Source organism: Bacillus sp. ISL-77, from assembly GCF_018613105.1.
The window spans coordinates 13,673-32,908 of the sequence record NZ_JAGGQY010000081.1; the positions used below are offsets into that span (position 1 = coordinate 13,673).

A 19,236-nucleotide genomic window follows, 5' to 3' on the forward strand; every position below is an offset into this window, starting at 1 on the left:
CACTACGCCACTGCCCTTTGAGCCTCATTGTGCGAGACAATGGGAGCTAAAAGGACTCGGCGATACTTTGTATCTTCTCTTTTCGGTAGTTCCCGATTTTTCGTTAGCTGTTTATTGATAGACTTGTCCAAAATATTCATGGCGCCTATTACATCCCGATGTCCTTCCGCGCCACAACGACAGTCGAAGTTTCGATTCCTTTGTTTGCGGAATTCTCCACATGACGGGCACGTGCCGGAAGTATAGGACTCTTCCACAAGTTGGACTTTGACTCCTCGAAGTTTTAGTTTGTATTTTATTTTTCCGATTAATTGCCCAAAACTCCAATTGGACAATTGTTGACGAATTTCTTTACGGGTTTTCCTTTCCTTTTTCGTATTCTTTTGAACGCCATCCGGTGTTCCTATATAGAGTGTTTTAATTTGGTTTTCCACACACCAATCCGTGACCATTTTCGAAATAGCATGCAATAGATACTCCATTCTCCGTTCCAGTTTTTCTAAAAAACGGGTTTACGCAAAATGAGTTTATGCCTTTTATTCGAACCTGGCTTCTTCCGGCTAATCAGCTTCTGAAACTCTTTCAACCTTTTGTTTCTGTAGCGCTGTAACGAGCGAAGTTCTCTTCCTGTTACAATGAGGTGAATTTCCCATTACTTAAAACGGCCGCATGGATGATTCCTAAATCGCAGCCGGCTTCCTTTTTACCTTGAACCTGTTTTTGTTTTTGTACTTCCACTGCTAGATGCATCCAGTATTGATTTTTGTGCCAAACGATTTCGGCACTTTTTATCGTATGGAAATCAATGTGCTTCGGTTGAGGGATTACTAAGGGGGATTGTTGTTTTCCATTGCTAAACTTGAGCTTTTTACCGTTCAATGTAATCGCACTTTTTTTATATTTAACGGAAAAGAACTTTTTGTATTTCCAAGGGTACCGCCACTGTTTCTCACCTTTTGCCCGTAGCTCCCTTGTTCTTTTGCAAGTTTCTTCATGTAACTCGATGGTCGCTTGAATCGTTTGCGAATGTAATTTATGTGTGGTGGCATTGTACCATTTCTTTTTTTCAGATGCATTTGTCCAAACCTGATAGGCATCATATAGCCACCAATGGAGATCTAAGCAGTCATTCCACAAATTTGCTGCTTCCTTACGTAGAGTATCGACTAAGTTTCTCTCCTCGCCGGTTAAACGGAGCGGAAATTTCCGAATGACAATATCACCTTTCGATTCTTTTTTCTTCTGCTTTTTCATGTTCTTTTTATGGGGTTTCATTTATTTTCCACCTCTAAACAGAACATTTGTTCTGTATACTTATTATACTACTATGGATTAGGAATTGATAGTGAAAAGAGAAAAATATGGCTTATATCTCCATTTCTTACGCCACTATTTGATAATATCTTTATAGGAATCGAGTGTTTAAATTTAATATTGAATAAAATAGAGATGGGAGGAGTCCATCTCTATTTTTTTTGCGTGCCCAGCAAGCCGTTAATTGCTATTTCACCACTTCTTGCAAATATCTATCTGAATACAATGGATAGGCTATGGCAGAAGAAATTTGCTCATCTCGGTGAACTGGTAAGATATGCAGATGACTACGTCATCATGTGTAAAACCAAACAACAAGCATTGGAAAGTAAACAAGTTATTCAGTCAATAATGGGGAAATTAGACCTTTCTATTAATCGAAATAAATCGAGATTAGTCAATTTGTGGAATGACATAGATGGCTTTGATTTCTTAGGATTTCATAATCGGAAATTCCTAATTAGACGAAAAGGTGGAAACACGTTATATGTCATGTCCCATATCCCGAAAAGAAACGCAATGAAGAAAATGCGTGCAAAGATTAAAGCATACACAGAACCAAGGAATAAATTATATTTAGACATCAGTGACTTGGTTAAAGGGCTAAATAGGAAGCTACAAGGTTTCAAGAATTATTACCTTCTCTCAACTCACGCAAAGAAATGGCTAAATCGCATCGATTGGTATGTGTTAGAGCGACTTACCTTGTTCTACAACAAGAAAAAGAATAATCGAAAGAAATATGGGAATATGAAGGATGTAAGAAAAGAAATTGAACATATTTTAGTGAAATTAGCTAGTTAGTTACCGTAAAGCCAAAGAAAGAAGAACGTCGGAAAGCCGTATGAGGGAAAACCTCACGTACGGTTTGATGAGGAGGAACTGAAAGTAAAAGAGATAGCCGTGAGGCTATCCCATTGAATCAGTTTCTTACTCTACATTGAAACTGGTCTGCTCAACAATCCCCAAACATATCCCAAAAAAGTCCGTACACAAATCAAAAAAATGGAGCACTATCGCTCTAATTACTGCTGGGATATCATGATTGTATTGGCGAACAATAACGAGAATTCTTAAATTACGAATTCGAAACCTGAAAGAAAAGGGGAAAGGGATATGACCATTCAGAAACTAGAAAATCAAATAATTATAAGAAACGAGAAATTTATCAAAACAGCAGAACAATTTAAGCCAGAACTAAATGAAACAATAGTGAAGCCTACTTCAATTGTAGAAATAAAAGCGGATACAAAGGCGATTCATGGCTGGAGGTCGCAGGTTATTGCCCCGGCTTCCGCTCTAGCAGACTACGAAAATAAAAAAAATGATTCGTGTATTCTAGATTTTGGAGACCATCAGGTTGGGTATCTATCAATGAAGATTCATCCAGCTGGCAGTCCCCCTGATGCCCCTCTCAAACTAAAATTGACCATTGGAGAAATGCCTGTTGAAATGGCTGAACCGTTTGAAAATTATAATGGATGGCTCAGCAGTTCATGGCTGCAGGAAGAAACTATATTTGTGGATGTATTGCCCGCTGTAATATCATTGCCTCGTCGTTACAGCTTTAGGTATGTAAAGTTTGATATTATCGATACATCACCTAAATACCAGGTTGTCTTTGAAAATGTGGAATGTAGAGCTGTTACATCGGCCAATATAAGTGCAGTTAAAAAGAGTTTACATCAGGATGTGGAACTTCAAAAAATAGATGAAATTAGTATTAAAACACTTGCGGATTGCATGCAAGATGTATTTGAAGACGGACCGAAACGTGATCGTCGACTTTGGCTCGGCGACTTACGATTGCAAGCACTCGCAAACTATGAAACTTTCGGAAACAATGACCTTGTTAAGCGTTGCCTATACCTTTTTGCAGGTGTTTCAGATGATAAAGGTAAGGTTCCGGCAAATGTTTTTGTTGCTCCACAACTGATTGCAGATGATACCTATCTATTTGACTATTCATTGTTCTTTGCTTCTACTTTACATGATTATTACTTTGCCACAAGTGATTTAGAGACTTTGAAAATTCTTTGGCCAACTGCTTATCACCAGGTTGAACTTGCCCTTGAAAGACTGGATGAAAATAATATTTTGAGAGATTCGTCCGACTGGTGGTCCTTCATTGATTGGCAGGAAGGGTTAAACAAACAAGCTCCGTCACAAGCAGTGTTAATCTATACTATGAAGCAAGCCATACTTCTGGCTGAAGAATTAAATATAGAAGAAATAGTTAGTTTGAAAGACCGATTATCAGAAATTGTAGAAGCTACGAAAACACATTTGTGGGATGATGAGCAGCAATTTTTTATCAGCGGTTCGAACTGTCAAGTTTCTTGGGCAAGCCAGATTTGGATGGTCCTTGCGGGTGTTTTGACTAAGGAAGAAAGTAATAAACTAATGAAGCGTCTTTTAACTGAAAATCCAGCTGTTGGAATTGCAACGCCATACATGTATCATCATTTGATTGAAGCCTTGCTGGTTTCAGGAGAAAAAGAGCTGGCAATCGCAGAAATGAAGAACTATTGGGGCGGCATGATTCAAGATGGAGCGGATACGTTCTGGGAATTATATGATCCGAAAAATAAAGATTTTTCTCCTTATGGAAGCCATTTAATTAACAGTTATTGTCATGCGTGGAGCTGTACTCCAACTTATTTAATAAGAAAATATGGCTTATAAGAGGATTATATTGAAAGGACAACCATTTATTATTATTGGTTGTTCTTTTTGTTTTTGCTGTTTAGTAAACTTTGTTTTTTTGAAAAACTATCTTCTGTGGAAAATCCAACACTACATCTTATACTTGGTAATAACTTAGGTTAGACTTTTTCTTACTTAGATCGTTTGCTAATACGCTTCCTAAGAGCGCTTATGAAGGACAAATCTCATGTTACATGTTTATGTTTATCTTTCTCATTCCAAAAAATGCATACACGAATCAGAAAAATCTGACACTATCGAACTACTATGGTGCAGGCTATGATATTTATATAGGAGACCGGTCCCTATTTTTTAAAAAATGGAAGCGCTTTATAATTCTGGGGGAGGTAGTGAATTAGATGAAAAAATCCCAACTCTTAAAGATGGGAAAAAGAACAATATCCTTAATGCTTGTTACTACTCTTGTAGCAGGTTTAGTTGGTTTCAGTGCGCCTGCGAAAAAAGCTGAAGAAATTCCCGTATTTAAAAAGCAAGTCGGTGGGGTGTTTGACGGGATGCCATTGTTTGATGGCGTACCTAAGCATCTTGATGCATTTGTCGATGCTTATTTTGATTATACCAGTTTAGAAGGACCGGCTGTATATGCAACCGGTTCAAGAAATCATTATACCTTACAGCAAGGAGCAAATGCAGGAAAAGTAATCCCAGGTGCTCTTTCTGCGGCTGACAACGTTCAGGGTATATCTACCGATTTCCCGGCGTTAGTCGGTATGGGGCAAACCTGGAATAAAGAGCTTCTTTCTGATATTGGAAAAGTAATGGGGAGCGAGAAAATCAGTACGTTAAAAGTGAAGCAAGGGGAGTCAAACATACATGGCGGTGCCAATGCTTCTGCCACTGTTGCCTTCACGGTTGTCAGCGACATGCGCATTAATCCACTTAGTGGAAGATTTGATGAAGGTTTTTCGGAAGATCCCAATATGGCTGCTTCAATGGTTGATAACATGGCAGCCGGTCTGAGCGGTACTGATCAAGAAAAGAGTAATGACGGATTCTGGACGCGAGCAGTGGTAGGCACGAAGCATTTTTCCGTCTATAACGCACAGTGGTTCCGTCAAACAGCCAGTAACAGTGCAAGCGCTCGGTCCATATTCGAATATCAGACAAAGAGCCCTTTGAAAGCGCTTAGTTCTGGCTCGGTCGGAGGAGTAATGACCTCATTTGGGCGTACCAACGGCATTCCAAACATTCTCTCTCCATATCAACGACATGCCAATAATTACTCGAAATACGGAGTATACAGCTCTCCGGACTTTAATGCGGACCAACTTGTATTCACTGAAGGCTCGCAAGGGAATGGATACGATACGAAGTATGCAACAGACCGTACTAACGCGACTATTTTGATGATTTTGGCCAAGGCGAACGCCGGCCGTCCTGGTCCGAATGTTCAGAATGCAAAAGATGATGTGGCCGCTATTGTGAATGCAGTTGAACAAGGTAAATATGGCCTTACCAAAGCAGACCTAATCGAGGCTGCACGTCCACATATAAACCAAATGGTACGTGTCGGTATCTTTAACGAAGTAGACGACAACGGAATTCCAAAAAATTACCCATTCGCTCAAGAAGCTAAGGATGTGAGGTCGCAACCAGCTACATTCAGTACACCTGAACATCAACAAGTAGCACTGCGTGCCGCCGAGGAGAGCATCGTATTGCTCAAGAATGATGGAGTGCTGCCACTTGCAAAGAACAAGAAGGCTGCTGTTTCCGGGGTATATGCCGATTCAAGGTTTAAAACTACCTACTCTGTAGGAACAACGCCAAGTATTGAAAACTCCGGTATCTCTCCATTATCGGCAATTATTAAAGCCAATGGTGCTAACAACGTTTCCTACGACCCAGCCGTTAAAGTTGTGGCATTAAAATCTAAACTGAACGGCCGGACTGTCACAGCTGACGGTAATGCTCAAGACGTTGCAAAAGGTTCCCAGCTCGTGACAACTTCTGAAGCTTTAGATGTTAATAACCCTGCCCATTTGTTCGAAGTGTACAATTGGGGGCAAGAAGGTTACAGCTTACGTTCATTAAAGAACGGGCGCTGGGTGACATCTCCTACGACGGCAAATGCAGCTGTTGAAAATACAAATAATACGGCATTAAATTTGACCAATAACGATTGGGATCTTGCACAGATGGTTGGCCAAACAAGTGCAATCCCGCCAACCATTCGAGTAGAGGAAAATGAAGATAAATCGGTTTCACTTATCTCAAGCGGATTCAGAACAGGTTTCTCCGGGGATTTCACAAATTGGTATTACTCCAATGGCCGCTTTATTACAACCGGTTCAGATGGAAAATTGAAAACTTCTGAGACAACCCTCGGTAACAAAGTAAATGCAGCTAACCGAAATGATGAGGTGAAATTTGAACAAACAATAGTAAAGGGAGTAGGCTCTGAAGCAGTCAAACGTGCAGAAACAGACGATTATGCTGTTGTGTTTGTAGGCGCTATTCCGCGACACAGTGCAGGAGAAGGTACTGATCGCTCTGACTTAAATATGGGCGAGACAGATTACCAATTGGTTGATAGAGTATCGGCCGCTTTTGCTGCAAAGGGGAAAAAGACGGTTGTCGTGGTAAAATCCAGCTTCCCTGTTGGTATGGAAAAGATTCAAAACAATCCGAATGTATCTGCAATTGTATACCAGCCATATGGCGGCCAGTATGATAGCTTGGCATTAACTCAAGTACTATATGGTGACTATGCCCCAACAGGCCGTTTATCATCTACATGGTATGCAGATATGTCTGCATTTCCTGCTATCAATAAGTACTCCATTCCAGAAGGAAATACGACTGTACCATTGGATGGGGTAGACCCGCGTTATACTGTGGATATGACAAACGCTGATCCAGAGGAATCAAAGCTAACATATATGTACACAAATGCAAAGGTAACCTATCCATTTGGTTACGGCCTATCATACAGCAAATTCAAATATAGCGACTTCGCTGCGCCGAAAAGTGCTAACGGAAAAGCTCCTTTCAACGTAACAGTAAAAGTCAAAAATGATGGAAAGGTAAACACTTCCGAAGTCGTTCAACTGTATGTAAAAAACAAAAAATCTGCATACGGTACACATGCACCGCAAAAGCAATTAGCAGCTTTCGATAAAGTATCCTTAGCGGCCGGTGAAACAAAAACAGTGACTCTTTCCGTAAATCCAGAGGATTTCGCTATTTGGGACGTAAATGCCGGTGATTTCATTGTTGAGGAAGGAAACTATGAACTTATGGTGGGTGCTTCTTCACTAGACATCCGAGGCAAGGAACAGATTGAGATAACTGGCGAATCGCTTGCCGCACTTCCTACAAATAAGCCGTTTAATGTCTTCGACCATGCTTTCGCCTCAGATAAGGTTGTTTATCATGAGGTATCTAAAGCCAGAACGGCTGAAAACTTAAAAGCGAAGAAGGTTGTTGGCGGGTATTATGCTGTCAGCTCCAAACAAAATGGTTCATGGGTTGCACTTCCAAAAGTGGTATTGACTGGATCTAACGAATTATCAGCAACGGTTGCTTCGAATGGTACTGGCGGTAAAATCACTTTACATGCTGATTCTGTAAATAGCGAACCTTTTGCTGAAATCAATGTTCCAAAGACGGAAAAAAATACGTACACAATTGAAAATGCTGGTGTGACCGTAAACGAGTTAGGTTATAGCAATGTAACTGTTAACTTGGGCAAAAATGCACCGAAAGGGCAGCATACAATCTATGTTGTATTTGAAGCACCTGACCTTCGTATTGACAGTTTGGCATTCGAGGTAAAGTAATACAGGTTAAGGAGAATCTACCTCTTTATCCTCGTAAGAACCCCATTTGAAATATTGGATCACAGCCCTTGTCTGTAGGCATGGGCTGTGGTATTTTGATAAGTTTTTTAAAAAACGGAAGTAAATTCACGTTTAATAGAGATTAAACAAATAAAAACAAAATTTTTTTTTCTGTTTGATATAGAAATACTCATCATTTGGGTTTATGATGACAATAACAACTTATAAAAGGACAAGTTTTTTGAGAAAGCGGATAAGTAATACTTATAAAAGGTGGACAATTATGAAAAGAGTGTTCAGAAGAGTCAGAAATTATATCCGTAGTGACAAAATTAGATATAAATACTTTTTTATAATGCTCTGCCTATCCATATTGCCCCTTTTATTATTAGGGTTTATTTCTTTCAATATCGCAAAAAATACACTAGTTCAAAACCAAGTAGAAACTACCGGAAATAATTTGCGAACCTCAAGTGAAACTACTGATCTTTTATTTCGAAATATCATTAATATGGAACGTGTCATTTCATGGAGTAATAGTGTTCGCCAAGAATTGGTGGACAGTGCTGCTTTTTCAGAAGTGGGAAAGAATGTATTAGACGAGAATACAACCAAACGAATGCAGGATTTAATATCCAGTTATTTTATTGATACAGAAGATATCGATTCCGTCTGTTTATTTGATGTTCATTTTCGACCTGTTTGTTATGGGAATCATAATAGCCTTGGCAGCTATGACACGAACAATATGTACAAGGAGATTTATCATTCGGATTGGTATAAAAAGAGTGTTAAGGCACAAGGGAGGCCCATTTTCTTTAGTTATAATGTCTTGGTAAAGAAAGAGGATGAAACTACTTTTTCTTCCGTTAAACTATTACGTGACCCACAAAATGTGTTTAACCCCAAGCAAATTGGCTTATTAGTGGTCAATATTAAAAAATCAATGTTTTCTAGAGTTTTAAATGATGATAGTAACAGTGTGATGGCTGTCATCGATTCCTCCAAGAATGGAGTAAATACTGTTTTTAGTAATACTTCTACATTGGATAAGGAATTGTCTCTAGGGAAGAATAGTTTATCTACGTTTCGAAACTTGGAACAAAAAGGTTACCTAATTAGTAGTTACACGAATAATACGACCGGATGGACATTCGCGAATATTACAAAAGAAAAGGAACTACTAAAGCAATCTAATAAAATTGGAATCATAACCATTACTATTTCTACTATTATCGCATTAATAGCTTTATTAATTTCATATATTCTATCAGGCAAAGTTGCACGACCTTGGGTGCAATTAAAGAAAATGACGGTGGATTGGGCTAAAGGGCTGTGGGGTTCAGGAGAAGACAATGAAACGGATACAATTGGTGTAATCGGAGAAACATTTCAACGAATAACAGTTGAAAATAAAGAACTAAATGAACGGCTTGTTCATTCACAGTTAAAAGAGCGAGAAGCCGAACTTCGTGCCTTGCAAGCACAAATCAAACCTCATTTTTTATACAATACGCTTGACTCTATTTATTGGATGGCCATCTTGCAAAACAATAAGGATATCGCTGAAATTACCGTTGCCCTATCACAAACTTTTAAATTAAGTTTAAATAATGGAGAAGATTTGATACCTATATCAAAGGAATTGGAGCATATTCACCATTATATGACCATCCAAAATTTCCGTTATCAGAACCGTTTTCAATATATTGAGGATGTGGATTCCGCTCTATTGGATAAACCAATTCTTAAACTATTGCTTCAGCCGTTTATCGAAAATGCTATTTATCACGGTCTAGAGCCGAAGGTTGGGGAAGGTACCATTAAGTTAATTGGAAGAATCTCCAAAGGCTGGATTACCTTTACCATCAGCGATAATGGAGTAGGAATCGAAGACTTAGAGAGAACAGAGAGAGGTTATGGTATAAAGAATGTTTACGAGAGAATTAAATTGTTTTACGGGCAAGACAGTACACTTTTCATCTCTAGTAAAATAAATGAAGGAACCTGTATTGAGATTAGTTTTCGTGATGTTGCCAAAGGAGGAGTAATGGATGTTAAAAGCAGTGATATTTGATGATGAATACATTGTTCTTCAAGGGTTGCAAAAGATGATTGACTGGTCAAAGTACGGGATTGAACTGGTAGGTACTGCTAATAATGGCTATGCTGCAATAGACTTAGTTGAAACACATTCTCCTGATATTATTTTTACGGATATCCGCATGCCGGGAATGGACGGCTTAGAAGTTGTTGAAAAAATTCTAGGTGCTGCACCCGAGATTATTTGCGTGGTTTTTAGCGGATTCAATGAATTTGAGTATGTAAAGAAAGCTTTAAAGCTAGGGGTATCAGACTATCTCGAAAAACCCATCACCATACCAATCATGGAGGATACCATTCGAAAAATTTTAGAAAAGTTACATCATCAGAAAACAGTTCTTTCTTTAGAGGAGAAATGGGAGGATAGTCGAATTGATCTGATCGAAAAAGCAACCTTGGATTTACTTCTTCAAGGGGATGAGGCCTTGCCAAAGTGGAGGAAAAGTTTCGAGGAAGAAGCGAAGGAGATCGAGGCGGTTACCGTATTAGCCCTTTCAGAAAAAAGTCCTGACTTATCAAGTCACTCTGCTTACTTTCCCGTCTATATTCGAAATGGAGCAGAGCACTTGCTGGTCATTTTTCATCTTGAAGAGGATTCAACAGAATGGATGAATCAGTTTTTATTTTGGCCGAGCAAATATGGCATAACATTAGGATCCGGACGGACCTATACCCATCTTACCGATGCATCCAAAAGCTACAAAGAAGCATTACAAGCATTACGATATGGACAGTTTATGGAACAAGGAGAATGGACACGTTTTGAGGAAATTGGAGAAAATCCGAATATACCTGGTGATTTATCAGAACAGGAAGAAGCTATTATTTTCTATTTGCGAACGGGTGATAAAGCAGGGCTTTTCCAACAACTTGATGGATTTATAAGCAAAATTCAATCACAACGCTTAAACCCGGATGTAATCGAACGTGAAATATTAAAACTGATTTATCTGGGGTTGGAAGTAGCAAAAGAAACAGGGGAAGATGTATCACAAATAAGTCAAGAAAATTACCTGCCGCACGTAGAAATAAGATTGCTGAATACGAAAGAAAAAATGTTCAGTTGGCTTAAAGACCAAATGGAAATGATTATGGATTGGTTCCTTCGGATAAGAAAGGATAAAAAGCATGATGCAGTAGAAAAAGCTTGTAAATATTTAGACATAAACTTTGCAAAGGATTTGACTTTACAAGATGTTGCGGAGTATGTTAGGATGAATCCTACCTATTTTAGCCTTCTTTTTAAAGAAGAAATGAAGTTAACTTATATTAAATACTTGACTAAGTTGCGTATGGAGCAGGCTAAGGAACTTCTACGGGAGGGGAATAAAGTAGCGGATGTAAGTGAAAAGGTGGGTTATCATACATATCGACACTTCTCTGAGTTATTTAAGAAACATGCAGGGGTAAATCCTGGTCAATATCGAGATTCTTTTTAATACTCATTAATTTAATAAACAAAACAGATGATAGAAAGAGCGGAAATGAGTATGTTAACCAATAGAAAAATATTGTTATTCATATCAAGTGTACTATTATTATTTTATATTTTAGCAGGATGCAGCAGTAACAATGGAAGTAGATCAACTCATTCAAAAGAGGTTACCTTAACTCTTCTAATTGATAATCAGGCGGACCAGGATGGTATTAGGGCCGTTGCAGCTAATATTGAAAAAAAATATCATATAAAAACGGAAATTGAAACACGTCCGAGCGGAGTGGAAGGTCATCAGGTGATGAAAACCCGATTAGCAACAGGTGATATGGCTGATTTAGTCATGTACAATTCAGGTTCTCTGTTGTATGCACTTAACCCGGAGGAATACTTTGTGGATTTAACAAATGAGCCGTTTATGGATAATATATTAGACTCCTTTAAGGAATCGGTTTCTATTAATGGCAAAGTATTCGGGGTCCCAATGGGTGGCGCTATTGCCGGCGGCTGGTTGTATAACAAAAAGGTTTATAGAGAGCTGGGCCTAACTATCCCACGAACTTGGGATGAATTAATAGCAAATAATGAAAAAATTAAAGCTGCCGGTAAAACAGCTGTTATTGGTACGTATAAGGATGATTGGACTTCACAGCTAATCGTCGTTGCGGATAACCACAATGTAATTTCTGAGGATCCAACATTTGCTGTCGATTTTACAGTACATAAATCCAAATTTGCTACGACACCTGCGGCTTTAAAGAGTTTTGAAAAATTAGCGGAAGTGTACCAAAAGGGCTTTTTAAATCAGGACTTTCAAACAGCTACATATGAGGACGGAATGAAAATGCTAGTAGATGGCACTGGTGTGCACTATCCTTCGCTTTCATGGGTTCTAATGGCGATCGCAACAAATTACCCCGATAAAATTAAAGATATCGGATTCTTCCCTCAGCCTGGTGATACTCCGGGCAAAAACGGAATGACAGTTTTTATGCCGGCTGCCGTTTATGTGAATAAGAATATCGAGCATTTAGATGCTGTTAAAAAGTGGCTAGACTATTTTGTTTCTTCCGAAGGTGTGGAAACATTTCTTGCGGACCGGAGTCCCATTGGCCCGCTTGCGATAAAAGGTATTAAATTTCCTACTAATACTATACCCGCTATAAAGGATATGCTTCCTTATTTTGATGAGGGAAAAGCAACGCCTGCACTTGAATATCTCAGCCCATTAAAAGGACCTCGCTTACCGCAAATTACTATCCAGGTAGGCAGCGGACAAATTTCCGCAAAAACCGGTGCGGAGTTATATGATAAAGATGTTGAAAAGCAAGCAAAGCAACTGGGTCTTAAAGGCTGGTAAACTTCAAAAAAAATAGTCTTTCTTTCATTCAATGAGAGAAAGACTATTTTTTTATCACGAAAACTATATGGTATTCCGAAATAAATTCTAATTATTATACTATTCCAAAAAAAACGGACGTATTTCCAAAAAAAGCATCACTTAAATATTCGTATGAAAGCGCTTAAAATTAAGTTAATTACTAAGGTTTGACAGAGATCTTAGTGGTTATAATTAGTGACTTTAAGAGGGGGAGAAAAGATGATCCAAAATAAAAGAAAGAAGTTTTTCTCATTATTGCTTAGCAGTGCGCTAATGGCCGGGATTTTGGGTGGTTGCAGCAGCAAAGAGGAAGCCACTTCAGGCGGTGCTAAGAGTAATGATAAAGAAACAGAAAAAGTAACATTTTTAATTGACAATCAAACACAATTAGATGGAATTAATGCGATTATCGATGAATTTGAAAAGAAGAGTAATATTAAAGTAGAAATTGAGACTCGTCCTGGTGGCTCAGAGGGTGATAATATCATTAAAACTCGATTAGCTACCGGTGACATGACGGATTTGGTATGGAATAACTCAGGTTCACAGTTACAGGCAATTAATCCGGACCAAAATTTTGTTGACCTTAGTAAAGAACCTTTCATGGAAAATATCATGGATGGTTTCAAAGAAGCAGTTTCCGTCAATGGAAAGGTGTTTGGAATTCCAGGTACACCGACGAATGCAGGCGGCTGGTTATATAACAAAAAGGTTTATGCAGAGCTGGGTCTTTCCGTTCCAAAAACATGGGATGAATTAATGGCTAATAATGAAAAAATTAAACAAGCCGGTAAAACGGCGGTTATTGGAACGTATAAAGATACTTGGACATCCCAAGTCATCGTTCTTGCAGATAACTATAATGTCCTTGCAGATAGCCCGAATTTCGCAGCAGACTTTACGGCAAACAAAGCAAAGATTGCTACTACTAAAGCTGCTCTTCGCAGTTTTGAAAAATTAGCAGAAGTGCATAAAAAAGGTTATTTAAACAAAGATTTCCTTGCAACTGGTTACGATGCAGGTTTAAAAATGTTAGCTGATGGTACCGGTGTACACTACCCGATGATTACTTTTGCATTGGCTAATCTTGCAGCAACTTCACCAGACAAGATGCAGGATATTGGATTCTTCCCACAACCAAACGATAGTGCTGATAAGAATGGTTTAACCGTGTGGATGCCTGCCGGAATCTTTATCAATAAGAATAGTGAGCATATTGATGCAGCTAAGGAATTTTTGGAATTTTATGTATCTCAAGAAGGAACAGATTTATACACATCCAAAATCAAACCAACTGGCCCGGTTGCCATAAAGGGTATTCAGCTTTCTGACGATGTTTACCCGGCAGTAAAGGATATGCTTCCATATTTTGAATCAGGAAATACAGCTCCTGCTCTTGAATTTTTAAGCCCAGTAAAGGGGCCTAGCCTAGAGCAAATTACAACCCAAGTGGGCAGTGGAATTAGTTCGGCCGTGGAGGGAGCTAAGCTATACGACAAAGATGTTGAAAAACAAGCAAAACAACTAGGTCTTGAAGGTTGGTAAAATTTATTTAATCCATTCAGTTATTGGCCCTGACTAGTTTCTAGCAGGGCCAATAACTTATAAAGAATTGAAGGGAGGAGAAGCAGATGAATAAGCTAACAAATAAAACTTATACCTACTACTTCCTATTACCAGCAGGTATTGTATATTTCGCCTTTTTCTTGTTGCCAACAATTATGTCCCTGTTTTTCAGTATGACATGGTGGACGTTAACGGATTGGAAATTTATTGGTTTTGAAAACTTTAAAACATTCTTAACAGAACCGTCTTTAAATATTGGTTTTAAAAACACCCTAATCTACGCGGTTGTAACATGTGGATTGAAAGTGATTCTTGGTCTTTTACTTGGTGTTTTCCTAAGTTCAAAACTGAAAACAGTCGGATTTATTCGTTCAATGGTCTTCTTCCCAACATTGTTAAGTACAATCGCGGTTGGTATTGCGTTTACCATGTTGATGCATCCTTCACAAGGACTTATCAATATTGTCCTTAATGGGATGGGGATTGTTGGGCCGGACTGGTTAGGGGATACAAAGATTGCTCTTTTATCTGTTGCATTGGTTGATGTTTGGAAAGGCGTCGGAATGGCAACCGTCATTTTTATTGCCGGAATTATGTCGATCCCAGAAGATTACTACGAGGCACTAATGATAGATGGAGGAAACGCATGGCATAAATTTAAGAGTATCATTTTACCTCTAAGCCGGCCCGCAATGAACACGGTTATTATTCTTTCCTTTATCGGCGGTTTACGTTCGTTTGATTTGATCTGGACAATGACAAAAGGAGGACCAGGTTTTAGTACCGACCTGATTGCCTCAATTATATATAAGCAATACCAGGCAGGTTTTTTCGGTCTTTCCACAGCCGGAAATGTCATTTTATTCGTCCTGGTTTCTGCGTTAGCCTTCCCTCTATATGCTTATCTGAATAGTAAAGAGGTGGATTTGTAATGAGCAAGGTTGTTATAAATGATTTGGAAGCAAAACCAATAGTTACAAAGCATAGTAATGGGAAGAGATATAAAAAGCTATGGAAACTTCTTTTCGAATGCTTCGCAGTTGTAGCGACACTAGGGATTTTTGGAATACCTTTTTATTTTGTTATTATTAATGCGTTTAAAGATGTACAGGAATCATCGTTGTTGAATATGGATTGGCCAAGTTCCTACCATATCATAGAGAATTTGCAAGAGGTTATATATGCGAGAGATGGAATGATACTTCGTGCGTTTTATAACAGTGTAATGATCACAGGATTATCTATTATCCTCCTAATCTTACTTGGTGCTGCTGCAGGTTATGTATTACAGCGTAAAGTATCGAAAGTAACTCCTTTTATTAATTTTTTAATTCTTGCGGGGCTAATTATTCCTCCGGCAGTAGTCCCAACCATATGGGTGCTCCAAGAAATTGGGCTGTTTAAAACAATGCCGGGAATTGTCCTTGTTGAGGTGGCACTGAACTTACCGTTTACGATTATATTGTATCGCGGGTTTATGGTCACGATTCCTAAGTCTCTTGATGAGGCTGCATTAATAGATGGATGTGGACGGTTTCGCTTATTCTTTCATATTATTTTGCCATTGCTAAAACCAGTTTCAGCGACAGTCATCGTATTAACAGCAGTAAGTGTATACAATGATTTTGTTAATCCATTATACTTCTTTCCGGGTGCGGAAAACGCCACATTACAGTTAACACTCTATAATTTTATGAGTATGTACATTACAAAATGGAATTTACTATTTACAAATATTTTAGTCATCTCTATTCCTCCGCTCATCCTATTTATCATCTTTAACAAGAAAATTGTTGCCGGAATGACAGCTGGATCGGTTAAGTAGGGGAATATAAGTATGGGCCCGGGGATTTCAGTTCTGAATGAACCGGGTCTTACGCATGGGAGGTAGAACGATGGAATGGAAAGCAAATTGGATTTGGGATCGGAGCGGGGAACATCCGAGGAATCAATGGACTTGTTTTAGAAGAACTTTTACTGTTAATTCGGAATATGAATCAGCTAGATTATCAATCTCTGCAGATACGAAATATGTTATTTACCTGAATGGGGAACAAATTGGATCAGGTCCTGTCCGGGGCTGGACCTCGGAATGGTATTATGACCAATATGAATTAATTGGGCTAAAAAAAGGGGTAAATGTCATTGCAGTATTGGTTAATCATTATGGAATGGGAACGATGCATTATATCGAAGGGCGCGGAGGATTATTAGCGCAAATTGATTTCTATAATAATGGCCAGGTGATGAGCCGGCTACTTACCAATGAGAGGTGGAAGACTGCCAACCATGATGGCTTTATTAAAGAATCTGTCAAAATGTCCAATTGTTTATCTTGGGCAGAAATTTATAATGCCAATCGATTTGATCGTGATTGGGAACAGCTTTCTTTTGACGATTCCGAATGGGGTAACGCAGAGATCATTGGTCCTTATGGGATAAGTCCATGGAAGGACCTTAATCCTAGAGATATTCCTCATTTAACCAATGAACCCATCTATCCGAAAAGTGTAAAATCGTTAAAAGCAGTGAAACCTGTAGCACAACACTTTTCGATTGATTTAAAACCGACTTTTTTCCCCGGTGAAATGGATTGTAATTCCGGAAAAATTATGCAGGGTTATTTAGTTACTGAACTCCATTCAAATGAAAATACTGAAGGGGTAATCACGCTTACTTTTGATGCCCATTCAGAGGCCAAATGGGAATTTAACCTAAATGGAGAAGAGTATAAAACGCAGAATGGAAAATATGAAAAAGTAAGACTTAGAAAAGGTGCCAATTTATTAATCGTTGATGTGGGCGGATTTTTTCACGAACCAACGATGCATCTTACTTTAGATTTCCCTGAAAGAGTAAACCTTAAAGCACCATTTAATCAGGATAATACTATATTTTTAGGGTTTGGACCTTTTTATTCAACCACCCAATTACAAGTTGGTAACCTAGTTGAATTAGAGATTCCATTAGATAATGAATATTCAAAAATGAAGCATCTATCATCTATTGGCGAGTTAGAAACCTTTAAAAATTGGGCGAAGGCTATTCCGAATGATCATATTTGTACTGATAATGTAAGCCTTCTTTCTATCTTTAAAAATGACCTGAAAACATATCCTATCGATTTTCAACATCAGAATATGGTATTTCCAAATCAGAGTTTTACGTATGTCTCACCTAAGGAAAAAGGGGATACAGAATATCTCATTGACTTTGGCAAGGAATACTTGGGACACATCGATTTCGAAGTGGAAGCTTCAAAGGGGACAATTTTTGATTTCTTTTTATTTGAAAGTATCCATCAAGATGGAAGGATCGAGCACACTTTTTCATTGAACAATTCATTAAGATATGTTTCAAGGGACGGCCGGCAAGTTTATCGGTCGTTTATTCCAAGAGGGTTCCGCTATATGCTGCTTACGATTCGAAATTTAAAAACACCATGTAAAATATTCAAGATTAAAGTAGATGTAACGACATTCCCTACAGGAAATGTAGGATCATTTCGCAGTTCGGATTATCTATTAAACCAAATTTGGGATATCTCAAAACATACCGTTCGAATGTGTGCTCAAGATACAATCATCGACTGTCCTGCCTATGAGCAGGCACTTTGGACTGGTGATTCTTATAACATTTCCCTAATGAATTACTATACATTTGGAAACTATGATTTAGTCAAACGATGTTTAAAGTTAATTTCTAAATCAGTTTACCGGTCGCCGCTGCCAGAATCACATGTTCCAAGTGGATGGCAGAATGTTTTAACCGCTTGGTCCATTCTATGGATGATGGCCTGCAGAGAATATTATCGATATTCCGGTGACTTAGAATTTATTAAAGAAGTTTATCCCGAATTAAAGCTGACAGTTCAACGGTTCCAAGAATTTATAAATAAAGATGGGCTATTAGAAATTTCTGCTTGGAATATGTTAGATTGGGCACCGATGGATACAGAGCATAAAATTGTAACCCATCAAAATGCTCTCTTTGTCGATGCATTAAGACAAACTGCTTACTTAGCATCCATCCTAGGGAAAAATGAAGATGAAATGAAGTTTTTATCTTTGGCAGATAAATTGAAACTAGCGATTAACAAACATCTATGGGATGGAGAAGAAAAAGTTTTTGTTGATAGTATTCATGAGGATGGAACACCGTCTAAAATTCGTAGTATGCCAACAAACCTAATGGTCTATTTAACGAATAATGCTGATGGACAGCGTAAAGATGTTATAGAAGAATATTTAGTAACCCCCCCTGAGAGTTTCGTCCAAATTAAGAGTCCCTTTGTCCTCTTTTTCTATTATCAAGCTTTAATGGGATTAGGGAAAACTGATATGGTGCTCAATAATATCAGGGATGTTTATGGTTATATGCTTGAAAACGACGCAACAACATGTTGGGAAGGATGGGAATTAATTGAGGGAGACTTTAGCCGCAGTCATTGCCATGCTTGGTCCGCAGCCCCAACCTATGTGTTTGGAAATCTGTTTTTGGGTGTAAAACCATTAGAGCCCGGATTTACAAAAGTAGCCATTTCTCCGAATTTAAACGGATTGAAGTGGATAAAAGGATCCTTACCCATTCCACAAGGTAAGATTGATATTTATTGTAAAGATGCAGGGGAGTATATTGATTTGCAAATTACTCTTCCGGAAGAAGTTGAAACACAAATAACAACATCTAAAAATACAAGATTGCAAGTAAATGGCAAGAAAATAAATTAACACACAAAAAGCCAAACTTAAATCCAAGAGTTTGGCTTGTTTTATATAAAACTTTCATTGAACTAGAGGTGACTTAATGGAAATTATAAATATATTTCAATCACTTAAGATCTATCCAAAGCTAGTTCTAACATTTTTATTCCGATTTACGTGATCGGGTTAATAATTAATGAATCAGGTGCACAGCATGTGAAGTTA

Annotated in this window: 11 protein-coding genes and 1 pseudogene; 10 read left to right on the forward strand and 2 right to left on the reverse strand. The window is 38.3% G+C overall.

Annotated elements, in window-relative coordinates:
* Nucleotides 1-2: 2 nt before the first annotated feature.
* Together J7E77_RS27350 and J7E77_RS27355 are read right to left on the reverse strand one after the other, a co-directional pair.
* Nucleotides 3-497, reverse strand: a pseudogene (locus J7E77_RS27350) (RNA-guided endonuclease TnpB family protein); the annotation flags it as partial.
* Nucleotides 498-630: 133 nt separating this feature from the next.
* Nucleotides 631-1,275 carry a hypothetical protein gene (locus tag J7E77_RS27355; RefSeq protein WP_214718388.1) on the reverse strand — a complete coding sequence of 215 codons (645 nt, stop codon included), beginning with the start codon at nucleotides 1,273-1,275 and terminating at the stop codon, nucleotides 631-633.
* A 159-nt stretch (nucleotides 1,276-1,434) separates the two neighbouring features.
* Here J7E77_RS27355 and J7E77_RS27360 point away from each other — a divergent pair, with 159 nt between their 5' ends.
* The 10 genes from J7E77_RS27360 to J7E77_RS27405 all read left to right on the forward strand — a co-directional run bounded on the left by J7E77_RS27360 (nucleotide 1,435) and on the right by J7E77_RS27405 (nucleotide 19,038).
* A complete protein-coding gene (locus J7E77_RS27360) occupies nucleotides 1,435-2,118 on the forward strand; it encodes a reverse transcriptase domain-containing protein (protein ID WP_251026579.1) in 684 nt (227 codons plus the stop codon).
* Nucleotides 2,119-2,430: 312 nt separating this feature from the next.
* Nucleotides 2,431-3,999, forward strand: coding sequence for an alpha-L-rhamnosidase-related protein (locus J7E77_RS27365; RefSeq protein WP_214718391.1), 1,569 nt, complete (start codon nucleotides 2,431-2,433; stop codon nucleotides 3,997-3,999).
* 380 nt (nucleotides 4,000-4,379) lie between these two features.
* Nucleotides 4,380-7,823, forward strand: a complete 3,444-nt coding sequence (locus J7E77_RS27370) for a glycoside hydrolase family 3 C-terminal domain-containing protein (RefSeq protein WP_214718392.1) — start codon at nucleotides 4,380-4,382, stop codon at nucleotides 7,821-7,823.
* A gap of 283 nt (nucleotides 7,824-8,106) precedes the next feature.
* Complete coding sequence (locus J7E77_RS27375; protein WP_214718393.1) at nucleotides 8,107-9,900, forward strand: sensor histidine kinase; 1,794 nt, start codon at nucleotides 8,107-8,109, stop codon at nucleotides 9,898-9,900.
* Nucleotides 9,878-11,365 (forward strand): response regulator transcription factor, encoded by a 1,488-nt coding sequence (locus J7E77_RS27380; protein WP_214718394.1) that lies wholly within the window; start codon nucleotides 9,878-9,880, stop codon nucleotides 11,363-11,365. The genes J7E77_RS27375 and J7E77_RS27380 overlap by 23 nt, the downstream gene beginning before the upstream one ends.
* A 51-nt stretch (nucleotides 11,366-11,416) precedes the next feature.
* A complete protein-coding gene (locus J7E77_RS27385; RefSeq protein WP_214718395.1) occupies nucleotides 11,417-12,721 on the forward strand; it encodes an ABC transporter substrate-binding protein in 1,305 nt (434 codons plus the stop codon).
* A 240-nt stretch (nucleotides 12,722-12,961) separates the two neighbouring features.
* Nucleotides 12,962-14,287 carry an ABC transporter substrate-binding protein gene (locus J7E77_RS27390; protein ID WP_214718397.1) on the forward strand — a complete coding sequence of 442 codons (1,326 nt, stop codon included), beginning with the start codon at nucleotides 12,962-12,964 and terminating at the stop codon, nucleotides 14,285-14,287.
* Nucleotides 14,288-14,373: 86 nt separating this feature from the next.
* Entirely contained in the window at nucleotides 14,374-15,240 is an 867-nt protein-coding gene (locus J7E77_RS27395) for a carbohydrate ABC transporter permease (protein ID WP_214718399.1), read from the forward strand.
* On the forward strand, nucleotides 15,240-16,133 hold the full coding sequence (locus J7E77_RS27400; RefSeq protein WP_214718401.1) for a carbohydrate ABC transporter permease: 894 nt from the start codon (nucleotides 15,240-15,242) through the stop codon (nucleotides 16,131-16,133). The genes J7E77_RS27395 and J7E77_RS27400 overlap by 1 nt, the downstream gene beginning before the upstream one ends.
* A gap of 70 nt (nucleotides 16,134-16,203) precedes the next feature.
* Nucleotides 16,204-19,038, forward strand: coding sequence for a family 78 glycoside hydrolase catalytic domain (locus J7E77_RS27405; RefSeq protein WP_214718403.1), 2,835 nt, complete (start codon nucleotides 16,204-16,206; stop codon nucleotides 19,036-19,038).
* The last annotated feature ends 198 nt before the right edge of the window (nucleotides 19,039-19,236 follow it).